Annotated in this window: 22 protein-coding genes; 13 read left to right on the plus strand and 9 right to left on the minus strand. The window is 64.8% G+C overall.

Translation table 11 applies throughout. The features are described 5' to 3' along the window. Positions 1 to 74: 74 nt before the first annotated feature. Together FIU94_RS00965 and FIU94_RS00970 are read left to right on the plus strand one after the other, a co-directional pair. Positions 75 to 1,163 carry an alcohol dehydrogenase catalytic domain-containing protein gene (locus tag FIU94_RS00965; RefSeq protein WP_152464005.1) on the plus strand — a complete coding sequence of 363 codons (1,089 nt, stop codon included), beginning with the start codon at positions 75 to 77 and terminating at the stop codon, positions 1,161 to 1,163. 64 nt (positions 1,164 to 1,227) lie between these two features. After that, positions 1,228 to 2,460 (plus strand): mandelate racemase/muconate lactonizing enzyme family protein, encoded by a 1,233-nt coding sequence (locus FIU94_RS00970; protein WP_152464006.1) that lies wholly within the window; start codon positions 1,228 to 1,230, stop codon positions 2,458 to 2,460. Positions 2,461 to 2,463: 3 nt separating this feature from the next. Here FIU94_RS00970 and FIU94_RS00975 read toward each other — a convergent pair whose 3' ends face one another. Beyond that, entirely contained in the window at positions 2,464 to 3,009 is a 546-nt protein-coding gene (locus FIU94_RS00975; protein WP_152464007.1) for a hypothetical protein, read from the minus strand. Positions 3,010 to 3,326: 317 nt separating this feature from the next. Further along, positions 3,327 to 4,550 (minus strand): acyl-CoA dehydrogenase, encoded by a 1,224-nt coding sequence (locus FIU94_RS00980; RefSeq protein ID WP_152464008.1) that lies wholly within the window; start codon positions 4,548 to 4,550, stop codon positions 3,327 to 3,329. Between the two features lie 100 nt (positions 4,551 to 4,650). On the opposite strand from FIU94_RS00980, the gene FIU94_RS00985 reads away from it, so the two are divergent. Both FIU94_RS00985 and FIU94_RS00990 read left to right on the plus strand, forming a co-directional pair. Continuing rightward, positions 4,651 to 5,550 carry a LysR substrate-binding domain-containing protein gene (locus FIU94_RS00985; protein WP_152464009.1) on the plus strand — a complete coding sequence of 300 codons (900 nt, stop codon included), beginning with the start codon at positions 4,651 to 4,653 and terminating at the stop codon, positions 5,548 to 5,550. A 94-nt stretch (positions 5,551 to 5,644) separates the two neighbouring features. Next, complete coding sequence (locus FIU94_RS00990) at positions 5,645 to 5,992, plus strand: hypothetical protein (protein ID WP_152464010.1); 348 nt, start codon at positions 5,645 to 5,647, stop codon at positions 5,990 to 5,992. Between the two features lie 56 nt (positions 5,993 to 6,048). Here the strand turns inward: FIU94_RS00990 and FIU94_RS00995 are convergent, their stop codons facing one another. Together FIU94_RS00995 and FIU94_RS01000 are read right to left on the minus strand one after the other, a co-directional pair. Beyond that, positions 6,049 to 6,720: an SOS response-associated peptidase gene (locus FIU94_RS00995; protein ID WP_152464011.1), complete on the minus strand. Its 672-nt coding sequence runs from the start codon at positions 6,718 to 6,720 to the stop codon at positions 6,049 to 6,051. Between the two features lie 250 nt (positions 6,721 to 6,970). Continuing rightward, complete coding sequence (locus tag FIU94_RS01000) at positions 6,971 to 8,527, minus strand: bifunctional UDP-sugar hydrolase/5'-nucleotidase (RefSeq protein ID WP_152464012.1); 1,557 nt, start codon at positions 8,525 to 8,527, stop codon at positions 6,971 to 6,973. Positions 8,528 to 8,788: 261 nt separating this feature from the next. Here FIU94_RS01000 and FIU94_RS01005 point away from each other — a divergent pair, with 261 nt between their 5' ends. The 4 genes from FIU94_RS01005 to arsC are packed head-to-tail and all read left to right on the plus strand — an operon-like array spanning position 8,789 to position 10,981. Further along, positions 8,789 to 9,139, plus strand: coding sequence for a DUF952 domain-containing protein (locus FIU94_RS01005; protein ID WP_152464013.1), 351 nt, complete (start codon positions 8,789 to 8,791; stop codon positions 9,137 to 9,139). After that, positions 9,136 to 9,567: a DUF1330 domain-containing protein gene (locus tag FIU94_RS01010; RefSeq protein ID WP_152464014.1), complete on the plus strand. Its 432-nt coding sequence runs from the start codon at positions 9,136 to 9,138 to the stop codon at positions 9,565 to 9,567. The genes FIU94_RS01005 and FIU94_RS01010 overlap by 4 nt, the downstream gene beginning before the upstream one ends. A gap of 8 nt (positions 9,568 to 9,575) precedes the next feature. Further along, on the plus strand, positions 9,576 to 10,607 hold the full coding sequence (locus tag FIU94_RS01015) for a quinone-dependent dihydroorotate dehydrogenase (RefSeq protein ID WP_152466901.1): 1,032 nt from the start codon (positions 9,576 to 9,578) through the stop codon (positions 10,605 to 10,607). Further along, positions 10,604 to 10,981, plus strand: a complete 378-nt coding sequence (gene arsC / locus FIU94_RS01020; RefSeq protein WP_152464015.1) for an arsenate reductase (glutaredoxin) — start codon at positions 10,604 to 10,606, stop codon at positions 10,979 to 10,981. Before FIU94_RS01015 ends, arsC begins: the two co-directional genes overlap by 4 nt. Here the strand turns inward: arsC and FIU94_RS01025 are convergent. Genes FIU94_RS01025 through FIU94_RS01035 form a run of 3 tightly spaced genes read right to left on the minus strand, consistent with a single transcriptional unit; the run spans position 10,978 to position 13,275 of the window. Next, positions 10,978 to 12,306 (minus strand): MATE family efflux transporter, encoded by a 1,329-nt coding sequence (locus tag FIU94_RS01025; RefSeq protein WP_254702640.1) that lies wholly within the window; start codon positions 12,304 to 12,306, stop codon positions 10,978 to 10,980. The two genes, arsC and FIU94_RS01025, sit on opposite strands and share 4 nt — an antisense overlap. A 37-nt stretch (positions 12,307 to 12,343) precedes the next feature. Further along, complete coding sequence (locus FIU94_RS01030; protein ID WP_152464017.1) at positions 12,344 to 12,856, minus strand: PaaI family thioesterase; 513 nt, start codon at positions 12,854 to 12,856, stop codon at positions 12,344 to 12,346. After that, positions 12,853 to 13,275 carry a PaaI family thioesterase gene (locus FIU94_RS01035; protein WP_152464018.1) on the minus strand — a complete coding sequence of 141 codons (423 nt, stop codon included), beginning with the start codon at positions 13,273 to 13,275 and terminating at the stop codon, positions 12,853 to 12,855. The genes FIU94_RS01030 and FIU94_RS01035 overlap by 4 nt, the downstream gene beginning before the upstream one ends. A 110-nt stretch (positions 13,276 to 13,385) precedes the next feature. On the opposite strand from FIU94_RS01035, the gene FIU94_RS01040 reads away from it, so the two are divergent. After that, positions 13,386 to 13,766, plus strand: a complete 381-nt coding sequence (locus FIU94_RS01040; RefSeq protein ID WP_152464019.1) for a MerR family DNA-binding transcriptional regulator — start codon at positions 13,386 to 13,388, stop codon at positions 13,764 to 13,766. 72 nt (positions 13,767 to 13,838) lie between these two features. Here FIU94_RS01040 and FIU94_RS01045 read toward each other — a convergent pair whose 3' ends face one another. Next, a complete protein-coding gene (locus FIU94_RS01045) occupies positions 13,839 to 14,129 on the minus strand; it encodes a hypothetical protein (protein ID WP_152464020.1) in 291 nt (96 codons plus the stop codon). A gap of 14 nt (positions 14,130 to 14,143) precedes the next feature. After that, entirely contained in the window at positions 14,144 to 14,884 is a 741-nt protein-coding gene (locus tag FIU94_RS01050) for a LuxR family transcriptional regulator (protein ID WP_152464021.1), read from the minus strand. A 254-nt stretch (positions 14,885 to 15,138) separates the two neighbouring features. Between FIU94_RS01050 and FIU94_RS01055 the strand changes: the two genes are divergently transcribed. From FIU94_RS01055 to FIU94_RS01070, 4 genes are read left to right on the plus strand one after another with little or no spacing between them, the layout of a single operon-like run. Next, positions 15,139 to 15,540: a MerR family DNA-binding transcriptional regulator gene (locus FIU94_RS01055; protein ID WP_152464022.1), complete on the plus strand. Its 402-nt coding sequence runs from the start codon at positions 15,139 to 15,141 to the stop codon at positions 15,538 to 15,540. A gap of 39 nt (positions 15,541 to 15,579) precedes the next feature. Continuing rightward, entirely contained in the window at positions 15,580 to 17,361 is a 1,782-nt protein-coding gene (locus tag FIU94_RS01060; RefSeq protein ID WP_152464023.1) for an acyl-CoA dehydrogenase C-terminal domain-containing protein, read from the plus strand. A gap of 53 nt (positions 17,362 to 17,414) precedes the next feature. Further along, on the plus strand, positions 17,415 to 17,627 hold the full coding sequence (locus FIU94_RS01065; protein WP_114275103.1) for a hypothetical protein: 213 nt from the start codon (positions 17,415 to 17,417) through the stop codon (positions 17,625 to 17,627). Positions 17,628 to 17,664: 37 nt separating this feature from the next. Continuing rightward, on the plus strand, positions 17,665 to 18,813 hold the full coding sequence (locus FIU94_RS01070; protein ID WP_152466902.1) for an acyl-CoA dehydrogenase family protein: 1,149 nt from the start codon (positions 17,665 to 17,667) through the stop codon (positions 18,811 to 18,813). Position 18,814: the final 1 nt, after the last annotated feature.

Raw genomic sequence — 18,814 nt, forward strand, 5'->3', positions numbered from 1 at the left:
CATTTCACAGGTTGCACCGCAGGGGGCGCCGGTTCAGGTTGTCATGCAAACGCCACCCCGGAAAGGATACGCCCGTGCAAATGATCAAAGCCGCCGTCGCCCATGAATTCGGTGCCCCTCTGGTGATCGAGGAGGTTCAGCTGCGCGCGCCAGAGGGCACCGAGGTCGAGGTGACGCTGGATGCCGTTGCGATCTGCCATTCGGACATTTCATTTGCCGAAGGCGGCTGGGGCGGCACGCTTCCGGCGGTCTACGGCCACGAGGCGGCGGGCCGGATCTCGGCCGTGGGGCCGGGCGTGAAGGGGCTGGCGGCCGGTGACAGCGTCGTGGTGACGCTGATCCGGGCCTGTGGCACCTGCCCGAACTGCGCCAGTGGCAGCCCCACCGTCTGCGAAACACCCTATGACGGCGACAAGGGGCCGCTGAAGACCGCGGATGGCGGCACCCTGCATCAGGGCATGGCCTCGGGTGCCTTTGCCGAGAAGGTCGTGGTGGAACAGGCGCAGGTCGTGAAGGTCAGCGAGGACATTCCGAAAGAAGCCGCCGCGCTGATCGCCTGCGGCGTGATCACCGGCGTCGGTGCCGTGGTCAACGCGGCGGGCCTGCGGGCGGGGCAGGACGTGGTGGTGATCGGCGCGGGCGGCGTGGGGCTGAACGCCATCCAGGGCGCGCGCATCGCCGGGGCCCGCCGCATCGTCGCGGTGGACATGAGCGAAGAGAAACTGGCGGTGGCCAAGGAATTCGGCGCCACCGACGGGGTGCTGGCCAGCGCCCCGAAGCCTTGGCGCGCGGCGCAGAAGGCGATGGGCCGGGGCGCCGATGCGGTGATCGTCACGGTGGGGGCGGTTCCGGCCTATGATGCGGCGCCCCGCTATCTTGCTTGGGGCGGCAAGGTGATCATGGTGGGCATGCCCCATTCCGGCGACCTTTCGTCCTATGAGCCGGTCACGATGGCCTTCATGGGTCAGGGCATGGTCGGCTCCAAGATGGGCGATGTGGTGATTCAGCGGGATATTCCCTGGATGGTGGACCTCTACCTGCAGGGAAGACTGAAGCTGGACGAACTGATCTCGGGGCGCTGGTCGCTGGACCAGATCAACGAGGCCATTGCCGACACCAAGACCGGCGCGGCACGGCGCAACGTGATCCTGCTCGACCGGTGAGCGCCGGGGGGCCAGCCCCCCGGACCCCCCGGAGGTATTTGGGGCATAAAGAAGGATTGAAGGCATGAAGCTGGCAGATCTGGACGTCATCGTGACCGCGCCCCCGGCGCCCGGCTGGGGCGGGCGGTACTGGATCCTGGTGAAGGTGACGACGGATACCGGCATCATCGGCTGGGGCGAATGCTATGCCGCCTCTGTCGGGCCGGATGCGATGCGCGCGGTCATCGCGGACGTGTTCGAGCGGCACATGGCCGGGGAAAACCCCGAGAACATCGAACTGATGTTCCGGCGGGTCTATTCCAGCGGCTTCACCCAGCGGCCCGATCTGACGGTGATGGGGGCCTTTTCGGGGCTGGAGATCGCCTGCTGGGACATCCTGGGCAAGGACCGCGACCGCCCGGTGCATGCGCTGATCGGCGGGCGGATGAACGACCGCGTGCGCGCCTATACTTATCTTTATCCCCTGCCCCAGCACGACCTGCCCGATTTCTGGACCTCGGCCGAGATGGCGGGGGAAGCCGCCGCCGATTGTGTCGCGCGCGGCTATACGGCGGTAAAGTTCGATCCCGCCGGACCCTATACTCTGCGCGGGGGCCATATGCCCGCGATGAGCGACATCAACCGGTCCGTCGCGTTCTGCGCTGCAATCCGCGACGCGGTGGGCGACAAGGCCGACCTGCTTTTTGGCACCCATGGCCAGTTCACCACGGCAGGCGCGATCCGGCTGGGTCAGGCGATCGCCCCCTATTCCCCGCTGTGGTACGAGGAACCGGTGCCACCGGACAACGTGGCACAGATGGCGCAGGTTGCGGGTGCTGTCGGCATTCCCGTCGCCACGGGCGAGCGGCTGACGACAAAGGCCGAATTCGCGCCCGTCCTGCGGGCCGGGGCGGCGGCGATCCTGCAGCCGGCACTGGGCCGTTCGGGCGGCATCTGGGAGACCAGTAAAATCGCTGCGATGGCGGAGGTCTACAACGCGCAGATGGCGCCGCACCTTTACGCCGGGCCGGTGGAATGGGCGGCCAACATCCAGTTTGCCGTGTCGATCCCGAACCTGCTGATGGCCGAGACCATCGAGACGCCGTTCCACGTCCGGCTGATCAAGGGAAGTATCCGGGTGGAGGACGGGTTTATCCCCGCGCCGGAGGCGCCCGGCCTGGGGATCGAGGTGGACGAGGACCTGGCCCGCGCGCACCCCTACACCGGCACCGGGCTGCATCTGCAGATGCAGGAAGATCCCTGCGACTACGTCAATGGCAACGCCTTCGAGGGCGGCGCACCCGCCCCCCGCGACTGACCGTCAGAGTTCGGCTTCTGGACCGATGGGCTTCAGCGCGCCCACGGCGGCGAAATGCGCATGGCGCAGGGCGGCGGCATCCTCTGCCGTGCTGCGCGGCGACATCTGGCTGAGCACCTGCACCAGCACACCGTTGAGCGCCGCATAGCTGTGCAACACGGTTGTCGATCTATTCGGCCCGGCCAGCCGGTAGGTCAGCGTTCCGAAGGGCGCGCCGTTGATCGACCGGCTGTCGAGATCGACGAATTCGAAGTCCTGACCGACGGCGCCGGCGCGGGCATCTATCATCTCGATGATCCGCGTCTCGATGGCCTGTTGCGTGACGCTGAGCGCCGCACCCTTTTCGGCCAGAACCTTGGAGATGAAGCCCTTGGGATGCAGCCAGTAGCTGATGCCCTTGTTCTGCCCTTTGTCGATGCGCATGAAGTCCGCACCGGCGCAGAAGGTCAGACCGGGTCCGGCGCGGCTGCACTCCGGCAGGACTTCCGCCGATAGCACCGGCTGGGCGAAAAGGGAAAGAAGGCAGGCCGCAAAAAAATTTCGAAACATGGGAACTCCTGTTGCGCGTTGCGCGTTAAGACTAACCCACGATGGTTTTCAAAAGCAAAACACGACCGCAATAAAACGGTCACAATTTGTTTTGCCGCCCAAATATGGTGCAAAAAAGCCCCAGAGATACCGCTTGTTGTCCCCACGACGGCCAGATCAGGGGTCATTTTCGGCCCAGCGCCCCTTCCCATGACGAAAACAGCGCCCCCATGCCGGGGGCGCTGCCGCATGCCATTTGGCACGACCTGTTATCGATTCAGGCAAGATGGGTCGAAGCAGTGTTCGGGGGGGGGGAGGTAAGTCCCCTCAATCCCGCATCAGAAGAACGCCTGCAGGCCGGTCTGGGCGCGGCCCAGGATCAGGGCGTGCACGTCATGCGTACCCTCGTAGGTGTTCACGGTTTCAAGGTTCATCATGTGGCGGATCACCTGGAATTCACCTGAAATGCCGTTGCCGCCGTGCATGTCGCGGGCATGCCGCGCCACGTCCAGCGCCTTGCCGCAGTTGTTGCGCTTGACGATAGAGACCATCTCCGGCGCGGCGTTGGCCTGATCCATCAGGCGACCCACCTGCAACGACCCCTGCAGGCCCAGCGAGATTTCGGTCATCATGTCGGCCAGTTTCTTCTGGAACAGCTGTGTCTGCGCCAGGGGCTTGCCGAACTGCTTGCGGTCCAGCCCGTATTGGCGTGCCGCGTGCCAGCAGAACTCTGCCGCCCCCATGGCCCCCCAGGAAATGCCGTACCGGGCGCGGTTCAGGCAGCCGAACGGCCCCTTGAGACCCTGCACATGCGGCAGCAACGCATCCTCGCCCACCTCGACACCGTCCATGACGATCTCACCGGTGATCGAGGCGCGCAGGCTCAGCTTGTTGCCGACCTTGGGCGCGCTCAAGCCCTTCATGCCCTTCTCAAGCACAAAGCCGCGGATCTTGCCGTCATGCTCGTCGGATTTCGCCCAGACGACAAAGACGTCGGCGATCGGCGCGTTGGAGATCCACATCTTGGAGCCGGTCAGCTTGTAGCCGTTTTCAGTCTTGACCGCGCGGGTCTTCATCCCGGCGGGGTCCGAACCGGCATCGGGTTCGGTCAGGCCGAAACAGCCGATCCATTCGCCGGTACAGAGCTTGGGCAGGTACTTCTTGCGCTGCGCTTCCGAGCCGTAGGCATAGATCGGATACATCACCAGGCTGGATTGCACCGACATCATCGACCGGTAGCCGGAATCGACGCGCTCCACTTCGCGCGCGACCAGCCCGTAAGAGACATAGCCGCTGCCCAGCCCGCCGTATTCCTCGGGAATGGTGATGCCCAGCAGGCCCATCTCGCCCATCTCGCGGAAGATCTCGGGGTCGGTTTCCTCGTTGGCAAAGGCGTCGATGACGCGGGGCTGCAGTTTTTCCTGCGCATAGGCATGCGCGGAATCGCGGATCATCCGCTCATCTTCGGTCAGCTGGCTGTCCAGGCGGAACGGGTCGGCCCAGTCAAAGGTGCCCAGGTCGGGGGCATCCTTGGCGCGCAGGATCGGGGCTTCGGCATTCATGGCAATTCCTCCATAGGGGTTGCGGTTGCGCGCAGTATTGCAAAATCCGGGCCCGATGACTATCGCTGCTTTGTACTGCTTATATGAGAAAAAGTCATAGATGATCGCGCCCAGACGTTTCCTGCCCTCGATCTCCGCCCTGCTCGCCTTCGAAGCGGTGGCACGGCTTGGCGCCGCCACCCGCGCCGCCGAAGAGCTGTCTCTGACCCAGTCGGCGGTCAGCCGGCAGCTCAAGACGCTGGAGGATCAGCTTGGCGTGGAGCTTCTGACACGCAAGGGCCGTCAACTGGTCCTGACAGAGGCGGGCCGGTCCTATGTCGGTCATGTCCGCGACATTCTGAACCGCCTGGCGCAGGCCAGCGTCGCGGCCCGGACCAACCCGCGCGGCGGTGCCCTGAACCTGGCGATCCTGCCCGCTTTCGGGATGCACTGGCTGGCGCCCCGGCTGCGCGACTTTGCCCGCAGCCACCCGGAGGTCACGGTGAACCTGTCCACCCGGCTGAAGCCTTTCGCGATCCAGGACAGCCCCTTTGACGCAGCGATCCACTTCGGACACGAGGACTGGCCGGGCGTCAACTACCTGCCGCTGATGCCCGAGACCGTGGTGCCGGTCTGTGCCCCGGCGCTGATAGACGCCCCGGTGCGCGATGCCGCCGAGATGCTGACCCATCCGCTGCTGCATCTGGAGACGCGGCCAAAGGGCTGGGCGCGGTGGCTTGCCGCGCTCGGGGTTCAGGCCGACCCCCCGGCCGGGATGGTGTTCGATCAGTTCTCGACCATGGCGCAGGCCGCGATCCACGGGCTGGGCGTGGCGCTGCTGCCGACCTTCTTCGCCGATCCCTATCTTCGCGACGGCCAGCTGGCGCTGGCGTCGGATCAGACCACCCAGAGCATCGGCAGCTACTATCTGGTCTGGCCCAGGGACCGCGAGACCGGTGCCGCGCTCGGGTCCTTCATCGACTGGCTGGCGGCGCAGGCCAATCAGGCCGAGGACCAATAGGGGTAAAACGGGGCGGACGGACAAATTTTTGCCATATTCAGAGATTAACAAGAGCTGTCCGTAACCGGGTGGGGCCGTTACAAGGAGCATGTCGATGCTTGATTATTTCTGCAAGGGCGCTGTCGCCGCTGCTGTTGCAACCGCATTCTGGGCCGGTGCCGCGCAGGCCGATAACCAGTCCGTGCTGATCATGGAGGGGTCGTTTTTCCCTTCCACGACCTATGCCCGGCCAGGTGACAACCTGATCTTCACCAATCTGAGCGGCCAGGTTCAGCATCTGTCCGGCCCCGAGGGCTCGTGGACCTCCGGCCCGATCGAGGTGGATGGGACCTATCGGCTCAACCTGACCCATTCGACCCCGCTGACCTTCGGCAACGGCGCCGAGGGCGAAGCACTGGTGGAAGGCGAGATTTCCTACGATCCTGCACCGCTGAACGACTGATCCATCCAACGTCGAAACAGGGCCTCGTGATTGCCACGGGGCCTGTCGGCCTGCGCTCAGACAGGCGCGATCAGCTCCGCCCCCTCGGCGCGGTTGGAATTCACCGTGCGGGAAACCCGGTGCCAGGTCAGCGCATCCTCGGCTGCGGGCACCATCAGGGTCGCCGCGCCCTTGCCCGCCTCCCCCAGCCAGAGCGGCCAGTCCTTCGGCTCAAGCACCACGGGCATGCGGTGGTGAATGACCTGCATCGGCCTGTTCGCGGCGCAGGTGACGACGGCACAGCTGCGCAGCCGGTCCCCGGTGTCGGGGTGCTGCCAGTCCTGCCAGACCGCGGCAAATGCCAGCGGCGCGCCGTCGCGCCGGGTGATGTACCAGGGGTCACGCCCGCCGTCCTCGTCCTTGGTCCATTCGTAAAACCCCGTGGCCACGATGATCCCCCGCCGTTCCTGGGCGGCGCTGCGAAAGGCGGGCTTTTCGGCAATGGTTTCGGCACGCGCGTTGATCAGCAGCGGGCCGTCGCCGGGTTTCTTGTACCAGTGCGGGACAAACCCCCAACGCATCGCGCCAAGCCGACGCTGGCCCTGATCGTCCCCGCCGGTCACGATATGCACGTCGTTGGTGGGGCAGACATTGTAGTTCGGCACCCGCGGCAGCGCATTCGCGGGGGCCGCGGCAAATATCTGTGCCATCGCGTCATGCGGCAGGGTCACGGCCATGCGTCCACACATCGGGCTGTCCTTTCCGGCTCTGGTCCGATCTGAGCCTACAGCGCCGGCCCGCGCCCTGCAAAGCCCCCTGCCCGACGCGCCGCTGGTCATCCTTGGGCGGCAAGCAGTCGGGGTGTCGCGGCAACTGCCGGTCGGATCGCCTGTCCGCGCGACCTTTTGCGGGGGGCGGGATCATCCGAAGATATCTGACCGGCAGGAAAAAAGGCGCGACCGGGCCCGGCCGCGCCTTCCGGTGCGCAGGACGCGCGCCTTACTTTGCGGTGATGCGCCCGTCGGTATAGGGCGTGTACGGTCCGTTTTCGGCCAGGTATTCCGCCGTGACGTCCGCCAGGTCCGGGCCGAAGTCATAGGGGTTCATCGCCGTCTTGAACATCTCGTAGCCGTCCCCGCCGTTGCGCACGTAGTTATTCGACACAACGCCATAGGTCTTGGCCGGGTCCAGCGGTTCGCCGCCCACGGTCACATCGCTGATCCGGCTGCCCGGCTCGGCGCTGGCGTCGAATGCAAAGGTCATGCCCGCCACCTGCGGGAAGCGGCCCGCGCCCTCTTCGATCTGGCTCACCCCGTTTTCGAGCGCGGCCTTCAGTGTCTCGCCAGTGACCTGGAAGGTGGACAGCGTGTTCTGGAACGGCAGTACCGTCAGCACCTCGCCCATCGTGACCTCGCCCGCGTCGATGGAGGCGCGCAGACCGCCCGAGTTCGAGATCGCCACGTCAATGCCCTGGTCGCTGACCCGCGCCAGCATGGCGTCGGAGACGAGATTGCCCATGGAACATTCCTGCGCGCGGCAGACGTCGCGGTTGCCCTCGATCGGATCGGTGGTCTCGGCCACGACCTTGTTGCGGATCTCTTCCAGCGGTTTGGCCGCCTCGGCGATGCGCGCGACGGTGCCTTCTTCCTCGGTCACAGCGGCGTCCATGATCAGCGGTTCGCCCGTTGCCTCGATCAGGTTGCCCGCGTCGTCGAAGGTCACATTCAGCTCGCCCAAAAACTTGCCATAGGCATAGGCCTGCACGATGGCCACGTCGCCCACCATGGTCGGGTATGGCCCTTCGGCGCGGTCGTTGGTGTTGCTGAGCAGGGTGTTGGTGTGCCCGCCCACGATCACGTCGACCCCGGTGGTTTCGGCTGCGACGCGCTGGTCCACCCCGTATCCGGAGTGCGACAGGACGATGATCTTGTTCACGCCTTCCGCGGTCAGCTTGTCCACCTCGCCCTGCACGGCGGCCACGGGATCGGAGAAGGTGATGTTTTCGCCGGGGCTGGCCAGTTCATCGGTATCCTGCGGCGTCAGGCCGATCAGGCCCAGCTTTTCGCCGCCGCGTTCGATCACGACTGATTTCGGAAGGTTGTCCGCCAGCAGCGGCTCGGCGGAAACATCGGCGTTGGACATCAGGATCGGGAATTCGAGGGTGTCGATGAAGCCCTTGAGCACCTCGGGACCGTCGTCGAATTCGTGGTTGCCCACGGTCATCGCGTCGTATCCCATCTTGTTCATCATTTCGGCGGCCAGCGCGCCCTTGTAATAGGAATAGAACAGCGTGCCCTGAAACTGGTCGCCACCGTCCACGAGGATCGAGTTGTTCGACCGCGCCCGTGCCTCGGTGATCGCGGTCATCAGGCGTGCGGAGCCGCCGAAACATTCGCCCGCGGTGTTGTCCTCCGCCGCGCAGGGGCCGTCGTATTTGCTGATCGGTTCGAACCGTGCGTGGAAGTCGTTGGTGTGCAGGATGGTCAGCTGGTAGTCGGCTGCGGCCGCACCGGCCGTCAGGGCCAGCGCCGCGGCGCTCATCAAGAATCGTGTCATGGTCTTTCCCCAGTTGGAATGCATGCCCGCATGGTGGCGTGCGGCCCGCCGCCTGTCAAAGGCTTGTACGCCCGCTGCCGCCGGGTCAGCCGGTCCCGGCGGCAGCGGTGCCGCGTCATGCGGCGGATGCGCGGGCTGAAACCGCGTGTTGGAGTATTTTTGGCATAAAGAAGCGGGGGGGGGCGTGCCCCGCCCGCGAACCTGCGCCCCTGGCAGGCGCGGACGCTTGACCACCGGCCTCTGCCGGGGCATCACTGCGCCATGTTGATCTACAAGATTTTTCTCGCCGACCAATGGGCCGCGCTGCGCCGGAACGGCAGCACCCCAGGCGCGCCGATCGACGTGGCGGACGGGTACGTGCATTTTTCGACCGCCGAACAGGCCCCCGAGACGGCGGAGAAATATTTTGCCGACATCGAGGGGCTGATGCTGGTGGCGGTGGACGCCGAGGCGGCGGGCGCGGACCTGAAATGGGAGCCGTCGCGCGGGGGGGCGCTGTTTCCGCATCTCTACCGCAGCCTGACGATGGCAGACGTTGTCTGGGCCCAGCCGTTGCCCATCGTGGACGGCGCGCATCAGTTTCCCGCGGGTCTGGAGGAGGCCAGCCGATGACCGGATACATCGACCCCGACCGCGCGCAGTTCGACGCCTTCAAGGCGCTGGACCGCGATGCGGAGCTGAACATGCTGAACCTCGTGGCATACAACGACAAGGCCAATTACCCCGGCGACCACCCGCTGGCCCGCGACGGGCTGACCGGGGCCGAGGCCTATGCCCTTTATGGCAAGCACTCCGCCCCGGTGCTGGCGCGTGTGGGCGGCAGCCTGCTGTGGAGCGGTCGGTTCGACGTGACCCTGATCGGTCCGCAGGAGGAGACCTGGGACGCGATGTTCATCGCCGCCTACCCCAGTGCACATGCCTTTCTCGCCATGGTGTCCGACCCCGAATATCAGCGCGCGGTGATCCATCGGCAGGCGGCGGTGCGCACCTCGCGGCTGATCCGCACGACGCCACGGCCAACCCAGGGCAGCTTCGGGTGAGGCCTGTGATGGAGCGGCTGGGGCTGGCCGCGCTGCACCGGCTCGACCCCGAGAGGGCCCACCGGCTGGCGATGCGGGCCTTGCGCAGCGGCATGACCGCCCGACCCGGCCCCGTGACATCGCCGCGTCTGAAGACCACGCTTGCCGGGATCGACCTGCCCAACCCGGTGGGACTGGCGGCGGGGTTCGACAAGAACGCCCGCGCCACCTGGCCCCTGTCGCAGGCCGGGTTCGGGTTCATCGAGGTGGGGGCGGCAACCCCGCTGCCGCAGCCCGGCAACCCCCGCCCCCGTCTGTTCCGCCTGAAGGAGGATGCCGCGGCGATCAACCGCTTCGGGTTCAACAACGATGGCGCGCGGCTGATCTGCGACCGGCTTGCGCGGCGGCGCAGCGCCGTTCCGGTGGGGCTGAACCTGGGTGCGAACAAGGCCAGCATCGACCGGTCCGCCGATTTCACCGGGGTCATGGTGGCGGCGCGGGACCACGTGGATTTTGCCACGGTCAATGTCTCCTCGCCCAACACGGAAAAGCTGCGCGACCTGCAGGGCAAGGCGGCGCTGGCGGGGCTGCTGGCCGGGGTGATGCAGGTGCGCGGCGCGACGCCCGTGTTCCTGAAGATCGCGCCCGACCTGACCGAGGCCGAGATCGCCGACGTGGCCGAAGTGGCCCAGTCTGCCGGGGTCGCCGCGATCATCGCCACCAACACCACGCTGGACCGCACCGGCCTGCGGTCGGCCCATTCCGGTCAGGCCGGGGGCCTGTCGGGCCAGCCCCTGTTCGACCGTTCCACCCGCGTTCTGGCCCGGCTGTCAACGCTGACGGATATCCCGCTGATCGGCGTCGGCGGGGTCGGATCGGCGGAACAGGCCTATGCCAAGATCTGCGCGGGGGCCTCTGCCGTGCAGCTTTACACCGCCCTTGTCTTTCACGGGCTGGGCCTGATGACGGAAATCGCGCGGGGCCTTGATGCGCTGCTGGAGCGGGACGGCTTCGGCACTGTCGCAGAGGCCGTCGGCAGCCGCAGGGAGGACTGGTTGTGATCACCATCTGGCACAACCCGCGCTGTTCCAAATCGCGGCAGGCGCTGACGCTGCTGGAGCAGGCCGGCGCCGACGTCACGGTGCGGCGGTACCTGGAAGATGCGCCGAGCGCCGCCGAGATCGAGGCGGTGCGCGACATGCTCGGGCTTGCCTCGCTGCGTGGCATGCTGCGCAGCGGGGAAAAGACGTTCCGGGAGCTGGGCCTGACATCGGACAGCCCGGAACCCGACCTGCTGACGGCGATGGCGACGCATCCGATCCTGATCGAGCGGCCCATCGTCGTTGCGGGCGACCGCGCGGTGATCGGCCGTCCGCCGGAAAAGGTGGGCGATCTGCTGGGACCGGAGGCAGGACGCGCCGGCACAGCGGTCTAGCTGGCGGCCCGTTCCAGCGCCGGATAGCGCAGGCCCAGCGTTACCGCGCGGGCCGCGAAGGCGATCATCAGCGCCGCCCAGAGGCCGTGGTTGCCATAGAGCGGCAGCAGGAGCAGCACCGCCGCCACGTAGACCAGAAAGCTGACCGCCATCATGTTGCGCATATCCCGTGACCGCGTGGCCCCGATGAAGATCCCGTCGAGCATGAAAGCGGCGCAGGCGATCAGCGGCAGGACGACCACGTAAGGCAGATAGATCCGCGCGGCCTGCTGCACCTCGGGCGCCTTGACCATCAGGTCGACGATCTGCGGCCCGGTCAGCGCAAAGACCACCGTGACCAGCGCCGAGGTCGCAAAGGCCCAGCCGGTGCTCAGCAGGGCTCCGCGGCGCAGCACCTCGCGCTGACGCGCGCCTGTCGCCCGACCCACCAGCGCCTCGGCCGAGAAGGCGAAGCCGTCCAGTCCGTAGGACGTGATCATCAGGAAATGCAGCAGCACCTGATTGGCCGCCAGCGTCACGTCGCCCCGGCCCGCCCCGACGAACATGAAGGAGACGAACATCGCTTCCAGCAGCAGCGACCGGATCAGGATGTCGGAGTTGAGCCGCGCCATGCGGACCCATCTCGCCCGGTCAAAGACACGGGCCCAGTCGCGCCACGCAGGCCCGGCGAAAGCGGCACGGCAGAACCACAGGCCCAGCGCCGCACCTGTGCATTCCGCGATGAAGGTCGCGATGGCGACGCCCTGCACGCCCCAGTCCAGCCCCAGCACGAACCACAGGTCCAGCACGATGTTGATCCCGTTCATCGCGAATTGCAGCGCCAGAACCGCACGGGTACGCTCCAGCGCGATCAGCCATCCGGTGATGGCGTAGACGGCGATGGCCGCCGGGGCGGACCAGATCCGGATCGCCATGTAGGACCGCGCGAGGGCCTCGACCTCGGGTGTGCCGGGCGCGACCTCGAAGGCTGCGAGGAACAGCGGCAGTTGCAGCCCGACCACCAGCAGCCCTGCGATCATTGCGATGGTCAGACCGCGGGTCAGCAATGCCGCAACCTCGGCCTCGTCCCCGTGGCCGGCGGCCTGCGCCGTCAACCCCGTGGTGCCCATGCGCAGGAACCCGAAGACCCAGTAGATCGCCGACAGGATGATCGCACCCAACCCCACGGCGCCGACCGGGGCGGCAAGGCCGATCTGACCGACGACGCCGGTGTCCACCGCGCCCAGGATCGGAACGGTGGCGTTGGAGATCACGATGGGCAGCGCGATGTTCAGGACCCGGCGGTGAGTGATCACGTCGCGCGGGGCCAGCGCGCCTGCCTCGATCGCGCGAACCTCGCTGTCCCGGATCGGATCGGTCACGTCAATCCCTGCGCTGCGGCATGACGAAATGTCCTGTGGCCTGCGCGAACATCCGGTCCCGATGGTCCTGCCAACCCTCCACATGGACGCTGGCATAGCGTCGGCCGGACCGGTTGATCGTGGCGCGGGCATAGGCGTCGCGCGGCAGGCCGGAGCGCAGGTAGTCGACGGTAAAGTCGATGGTCTTGGGCAGGCGGGGCAGCGTCACATTGTCGACGTCGCTGACATCCAGGGCGCCGCTTTCCATATCTTCCCAGATGAACGCCCAACTCAGCGTGATGATCGCCGTCACCTCCAGAAATGCCGCCGTGGCGCCGCCGTGCAGCGCAGGCAACAGGGGATTGCCGATCAGCTCTTCCTTGAAGGGCATGGTCCCGGTCAGCTCGTCCCCGCGCCGTTCGAATCCGATGCCCATGAACTGCACGTAGGGCACCCCGTCGATCAACGCGCGCAGCACGGAATCGCGGCGCTGCTTGACCACCTGAACGGGTTCGGGCCGGGGACGCTTGTTCATCTGCGGCCCTCCACCGAAAAGGTTCCGGTCGCCATCGCCACAGGGGTCTCGCTGTTGTCGTCCGTGGCCGTCGCGCGCACAAAGGCGACATGACGGGTCATGTGATAGCAGGTCGCCTCGGTCGTGATCGTCTGTCCCGGCACGGCGCCGCGCAGGTACTCGATTCGCAGGTCGATGGTGGCGGTGGACCCCGGATTGCTGGGGTGGCTCATCACCGCCGCACCGCAGGCCGTGTCCATCAGGGCCGAAACCGCCCCGCCGTGCACGACCCCCGTGTCCGGATCGCCGATCAGCTTTTCCGCATAGGGCATGGCGATGACGGCAACCCCGTTTCCCAGGCTCTGCAACTCCATTCCCAGCGCACGCGAATGCGGCAAGGCGCGGATGAACTGGTTGGCATGTTTCAGCTTGTCGGCCATCGGTGTCCCCTGCGTATCAGCCCTGTTATCGGTGTCCGGCGCGCAAAGGACAAGAGCACCTGTTGCGCTTGGCCCGGCATCATCCTAGCTTGCGCCCGGGGAGAGCGAAGATGGCCGACGACAGACTGACTTTCAAGCAAATGTGCGAGCGTTTCGACGTGACGCCGCGGACCTTGCGGTATTACGAATATATCGAACTGCTCGACCCCGACCGCGAAGGCCGGTCCCGGTTCTACAGCCCGCGCGAATGTGCCCGGATGAAACTGATCTTGCGGGGACGCAAGTTCGGCTTTTCCCTCGAAGGTATTCGCCAGTGGCTGCTGATCTACGAAAAGGAAGGCACCGAGGCGCAGATGCAGGCCTGGGTCGTGGCATCGGAACGTCAGCTGAAGGAACTGGCGGACCAGCGCGCACAGCTGGACGAGGCGATGGCCGAATTGCAGCGGCTGCACGATGAGACAGTGGACGAACTGGAAAAGCGCCGGGCCTGACGACGTCGGCTATGCCTCCCTGTGGTCTGATTGGCAGGCCGCCTGCCACGGAAAGGGTCCTGCTGGCCGACCTTAACCCTTCGCGGAAGCGTCCTGATTGACCTCGTTACGGACAATTCCACTTGAAATCCGGTCGAGATCCGCGGCGATCACGATCAGTTCGGACACCAATCTGCTGGAATGCGACGTCGCCAGATCATAGGCCGCGTCTTCAACCAGCTTCGCGGCCTCGACCAATTTGGCGCGCGCGTCAGCCTGGGCAAGTTCGCTTGGTGAATTCTTCATTTGGCAACCTTTCGCAGATTGCTGCACCTGCAGCATCGGATAGACGGGTCGGATAGCCCTCCTGAAACTGAGGGTCATGTCCCGCAAGTACGCTACACAACGTCCATGTCCTTGATCCGGAGAAGACCGGATCCCAACCCCTTTATGGCCGCTGTTGTACGATCATTCACATCTAGTTTTTCAAATAGTCTGCGCCCCATGGTGTCAACCGTATGACGTGAGATACCCAGTATCTCGGCGATGACGCTGTTGCTCTTGCCCCGCGCCATCCACCGCAGGATCTCCAGTTCGCGCGGCGAAAGCTCGACGCGTTTGCGCACCGGTTCGATCAGTTCGCAAAACCGCAGATGTGCGATCTGGGCCGCGCATTGCAGCTCAAAGATCTGCTTCTTGTCTGGATGGTACCGCGGTGTGCCAAAGCCCAGTCCAAAGTACGCATTGCGCCCCTTTGGACCGAACGTGGGCAACGCCAGCCCCTCTCCGATCCGGGATTTCTTGCGCCGCTGCATGAAATCGGTCTCGGTTTCGCTCAGATCGCCGAGCGCCTCTATCTCGGACCACAGAAAGGGGCGGGACAGCTTTTCGGCCAGGCCGGGAATCGGATCGGACACGCGCAGGTTCGAATTGATGTATTCACAGACCCATTCCTCGGGGAAACCGTCCTCGACAAAGCCCAGACATCCGCCCGGCAATTCGCCGGTATCTTCGAGGTGGTAGCTGACCATATCTATGTGGCGGCTATAGAAAAAAGTAACCACCACCGACCACAGGCGCGTTGCATCAGCCGCGTCTGCGCAGTCTCCGACGAGTCCCTTTATTGTTTCATGTGACATAAATCACCGGGCTCAATGCCTAATCCTACATGATTTTGGGCAATATGTGGAATGCAAAATGGGGTCAAACTGCATTACGCCAAGGGCGCCTGGAATTCGGCGAGTCATTGCAGCAGCTTGAGCGGAGAATGGCCGAGAGCGGCCCAAAGTGACGTGACGTAGGAGTTACGTAAACGTCAACTCATGTTGTAAGAGCGTTTTCGTATTCCCAGATTGCCGTCAACACAGACGAAATTCTGATGAAAGCTGATGAGATGACAACCGATACAATGACCATACGCCAGATGTGCGACACCTTCGATGTGACACCGCGCACCCTGCGCTTCTACGAGGCGAAGGAACTGCTGTTTCCGATCCGTCAGGGGCAAAAACGGCTTTTCACCAAGCGCGACCGCGCACGTCTGAAACTTATCCTGCGCGGCAAGCGGTTTGGCTTCTCGCTGGAGGAAATCCGCCAGTTGCTGGACCTTTACCATATGGGCGACCAGCAGCAGACCCAGATCGCGCGCACCTATGACATCGCGCGCGCCCGCCTGGCCGACATGGAAGCCCAGCGGGACGAACTGAACGAGGCCATAGACGACCTCAAGGACCAGTTGAAATGGGGGGAAAAGATGATCGCCTCCATGGCCCAATCCCGCAAGGCCGCCGAATAAGCCCTCTGAAATATCGACACGCGTATCAGGAAAAGACCCATGCCAAGCTACACCCCTCCCGTTAAAGACCTGCAATTCGTTCTGCACGACGTGTTGAACGTGACCGGCAGCGGCACCCCCGGCTACGACGAACTGGAAGCGGATTTCACCTCGGCCATCCTGGAGGAAGCAGGCAAGCTGACCTCCGGCGTTCTGGCCCCGCTGAACGTGGTGGGCGACAAGGAAGGCTGCCGGCTGGAAAACGGCGTCGTCTACACGCCCAAAGGCTTCAAGGAAGCTTTTGAACAGGTCAAGGAAGGCGGCTGGCCCGGTCTGGACATGCCGGAACAATACGGCGGGCAGAACATGCCTTACGTGATGGGCACCGCCGTGGGCGAGATGTTCTCGGCTGCGAACCAGGCCTTCACGATGTATCAGGGCCTGACCCACGGCGCGGCCTCCGCTATCCTGGCGCACGGCACGGACCAGCAGAAAGACACCTACCTGCCCAAGATGGTCGCCTGCGACTGGACCGGCACCATGAACCTGACGGAACCGCATTGCGGGACCGATCTGGGCCTGATGCGCACCAAGGCGGCACCGCAGGACGACGGCAGCTACAGGATCACCGGGCAGAAGATCTTTATCTCCTCGGGTGAGCACGACATGGCCGACAACATCATCCACCTGGTGCTGGCCAAGATCGAAGGCGGCCCGGAGGGGATCAAGGGCGTATCGCTGTTCATCGTGCCGAAATTCATGGTGAACGAAGACGGCTCCCTGGGAGAGCGCAACGGCGTCGCGGTCGGCTCCATCGAGGAGAAGATGGGCATCCACGGCAATTCCACCTGCGTCATGAACTATGACGGGGCGACCGGCTACCTGCTGGGCGAGGAACACAAGGGCATGCGCGCCATGTTCACCATGATGAACGAGGCCCGGCTGGGCGTCGGCATGCAGGGTCTGGCCCAGGCCGAGGTCGCCTATCAGAACGCGCTGGAATACGCCAAGGACCGCCTGCAGGGCCGTGCAGTAACGGGCGCGGAATACCCCGACAAACCCGCCGATCCGCTGATCGTGCATCCCGACATCCGCCGCAGCCTGATGGACCAGAAAAGCTTTGCCGAAGGCGCGCGCGCCTTCATCCTCTGGGGCGCTTCGATGATTGACGCCGCCCACCGCGCGGGCGACAAGGACGCGGACGGCCTCGTGTCGCTGCTGACCCCGGTGATCAAGGGCTTCCTGACCGATCAGGGATACGACATGACCGTGAAGGCCCAGCAGATCTATGGCGGGCACGGCTATATCGAGGAATGGGGCATGTCGCAGTTCACCCGCGATGCCCGGATCGCGATGATCTACGAAGGGGCCAACGGCGTTCAGGCGCTCGACCTCGTGGGCCGCAAGCTGGCGCAGGACGGCGGCAAACATGTGATGGCCTTCTTCGACATGGTGAAAGGTTTCATCAAGGAGAACGCCGGTCAGGATGCCGAATATGATGCCGCCTTCCTCGACCCGCTCAAGGCCGCCAGCAAGGACCTGCAACAGGCCGGCATGTACTTCATGCAGAACGGCCCGAAGAACCCCAATCACGCGCTGGCGGGCTCGAATGACTTCATGCATATGTTCGGGCATGTCTGCCTGGGCCTGATGTGGGCACGCATGGGCCTCGCGGCGACAAAGGCGCTGAAGGACGGCACCGGCGACGCGGCGTTCTATGAGACAAAGCTGGCCACCGGGCGTTACTATATGGCACGTCAGTTGCCAGCGACGGCGCTGCATCTCACCCGAATCCAGTCGGGGGCGGATACGGTGATGGCGCTGGACGCGGCCAACTTCTAAGATTGCGAGGGGGGCGGGGACAGCCCCCGCCCGACCCACCACCCGGAGAGACAATGCCAAAACGCTTTCGCCTCACCCGCCGGTTTCCCGTTGCCATGACCGAAGACGGCTACCGCCGCCTGAAGAAATTCAGCAGCGAGGCGGGGCTTGACGAGGGCGAGGCGCTGTCTTTCCTGTTCGAGAACTTTGGAAGCGTGATCAACGAGGAAAACCTGATCGCACGGCTGCGGCTCTTCAACGCCGAACTCGACGACCGCAAACGCTGAGCGGCATCAACACACCTGGGGAGGTTTCATGAACGATATGAGCACGGCACCATCGGGCTGGATGACGGACGAACACCGCCAGGTCGCCGACATGGCGTCGGACTTCATCCGCACCGAATGGGCGCCGAAATTCGAGAAATGGCGCAAACAGGGCGAGATGGACCGCGAGACCTGGGCCCAGGCGGGCGAACTGGGCCTGCTCTGCCCCTCCATCCCCGAGGAATACGGCGGCGCGGGGGGCGATTTCGGCCATGAGGCGGCGATCCTGATCGAGGGCGCGCGCGCCAACCTGGCCAGCTGGGGCAACGGCATCCATTCCGGCATCGTCGCGCATTACATCCTGGCCTACGGCACCGAAGAGCAAAAGAAACGCTGGCTGCCCAAAATGGTATCGGGCGAGATGGTGGGCGCGCTGGCGATGACAGAACCCTCCGCCGGGTCCGACGTGCAGCGGATCAAGACAAAGGCCATCCGCGACGGCAACGCCTACCGGTTGTCGGGGCAAAAGACCTTCATCACCAACGGACAGCATGCCAATCTGATCATCGTCGCGGCCAAGACGGACCCCACCGAGGGGTCCAGGGGCGTGTCGCTCGTCGTGCTTGAAACCGAGGGGGCCGATGGATTCCAGCGCGGTCGCAACCTGGAAAAGATCGGCAAACATGCCTCCGATACCTCGGAACTCTTCTTCGACAATGTCGAAATCCCGCCCGAGAACATCCTGGGCCAGGAAGAGGGCAAGGGCTTTTACCAGATGATGCAGCAGCTCCCGCAGGAACGGCTGATCATCGGTTGCGAGGCCGTGGGGTCGATGGAGGGCGCCGTCGATCTGACGATCAGGTACTGCAAGGAACGCGAAGCCTTCGGCGGCCCGCTGACCCAGTTCCAGAACACCCGGTTCAAACTGGCGGAATGCAAGACCAAGGCCGCGGTGGGCCGGGCCTTTCTGGACACCTGCATCGCGGAACACCTGCGCGGCGCGCTGACCGTGGACCGGGCCGCAATGGCGAAATACTGGCTGACCGACACCCAGGGCGAGGTGCTGGACGAGTGCCTGCAACTGCACGGCGGCTATGGTTTCATGCAGGAATACGCCATCGCCGAGATGTGGACCGACGCCCGGATCCAGCGCATCTACGGCGGCACCAACGAGATCATGAAGGAACTGATCGCGCGGTCACTGTGAC

Origin of the sequence: Sulfitobacter sp. THAF37, from assembly GCF_009363555.1 — a bacterium.
Classification (GTDB): Bacteria; Pseudomonadota; Alphaproteobacteria; order Rhodobacterales; family Rhodobacteraceae; genus Sulfitobacter.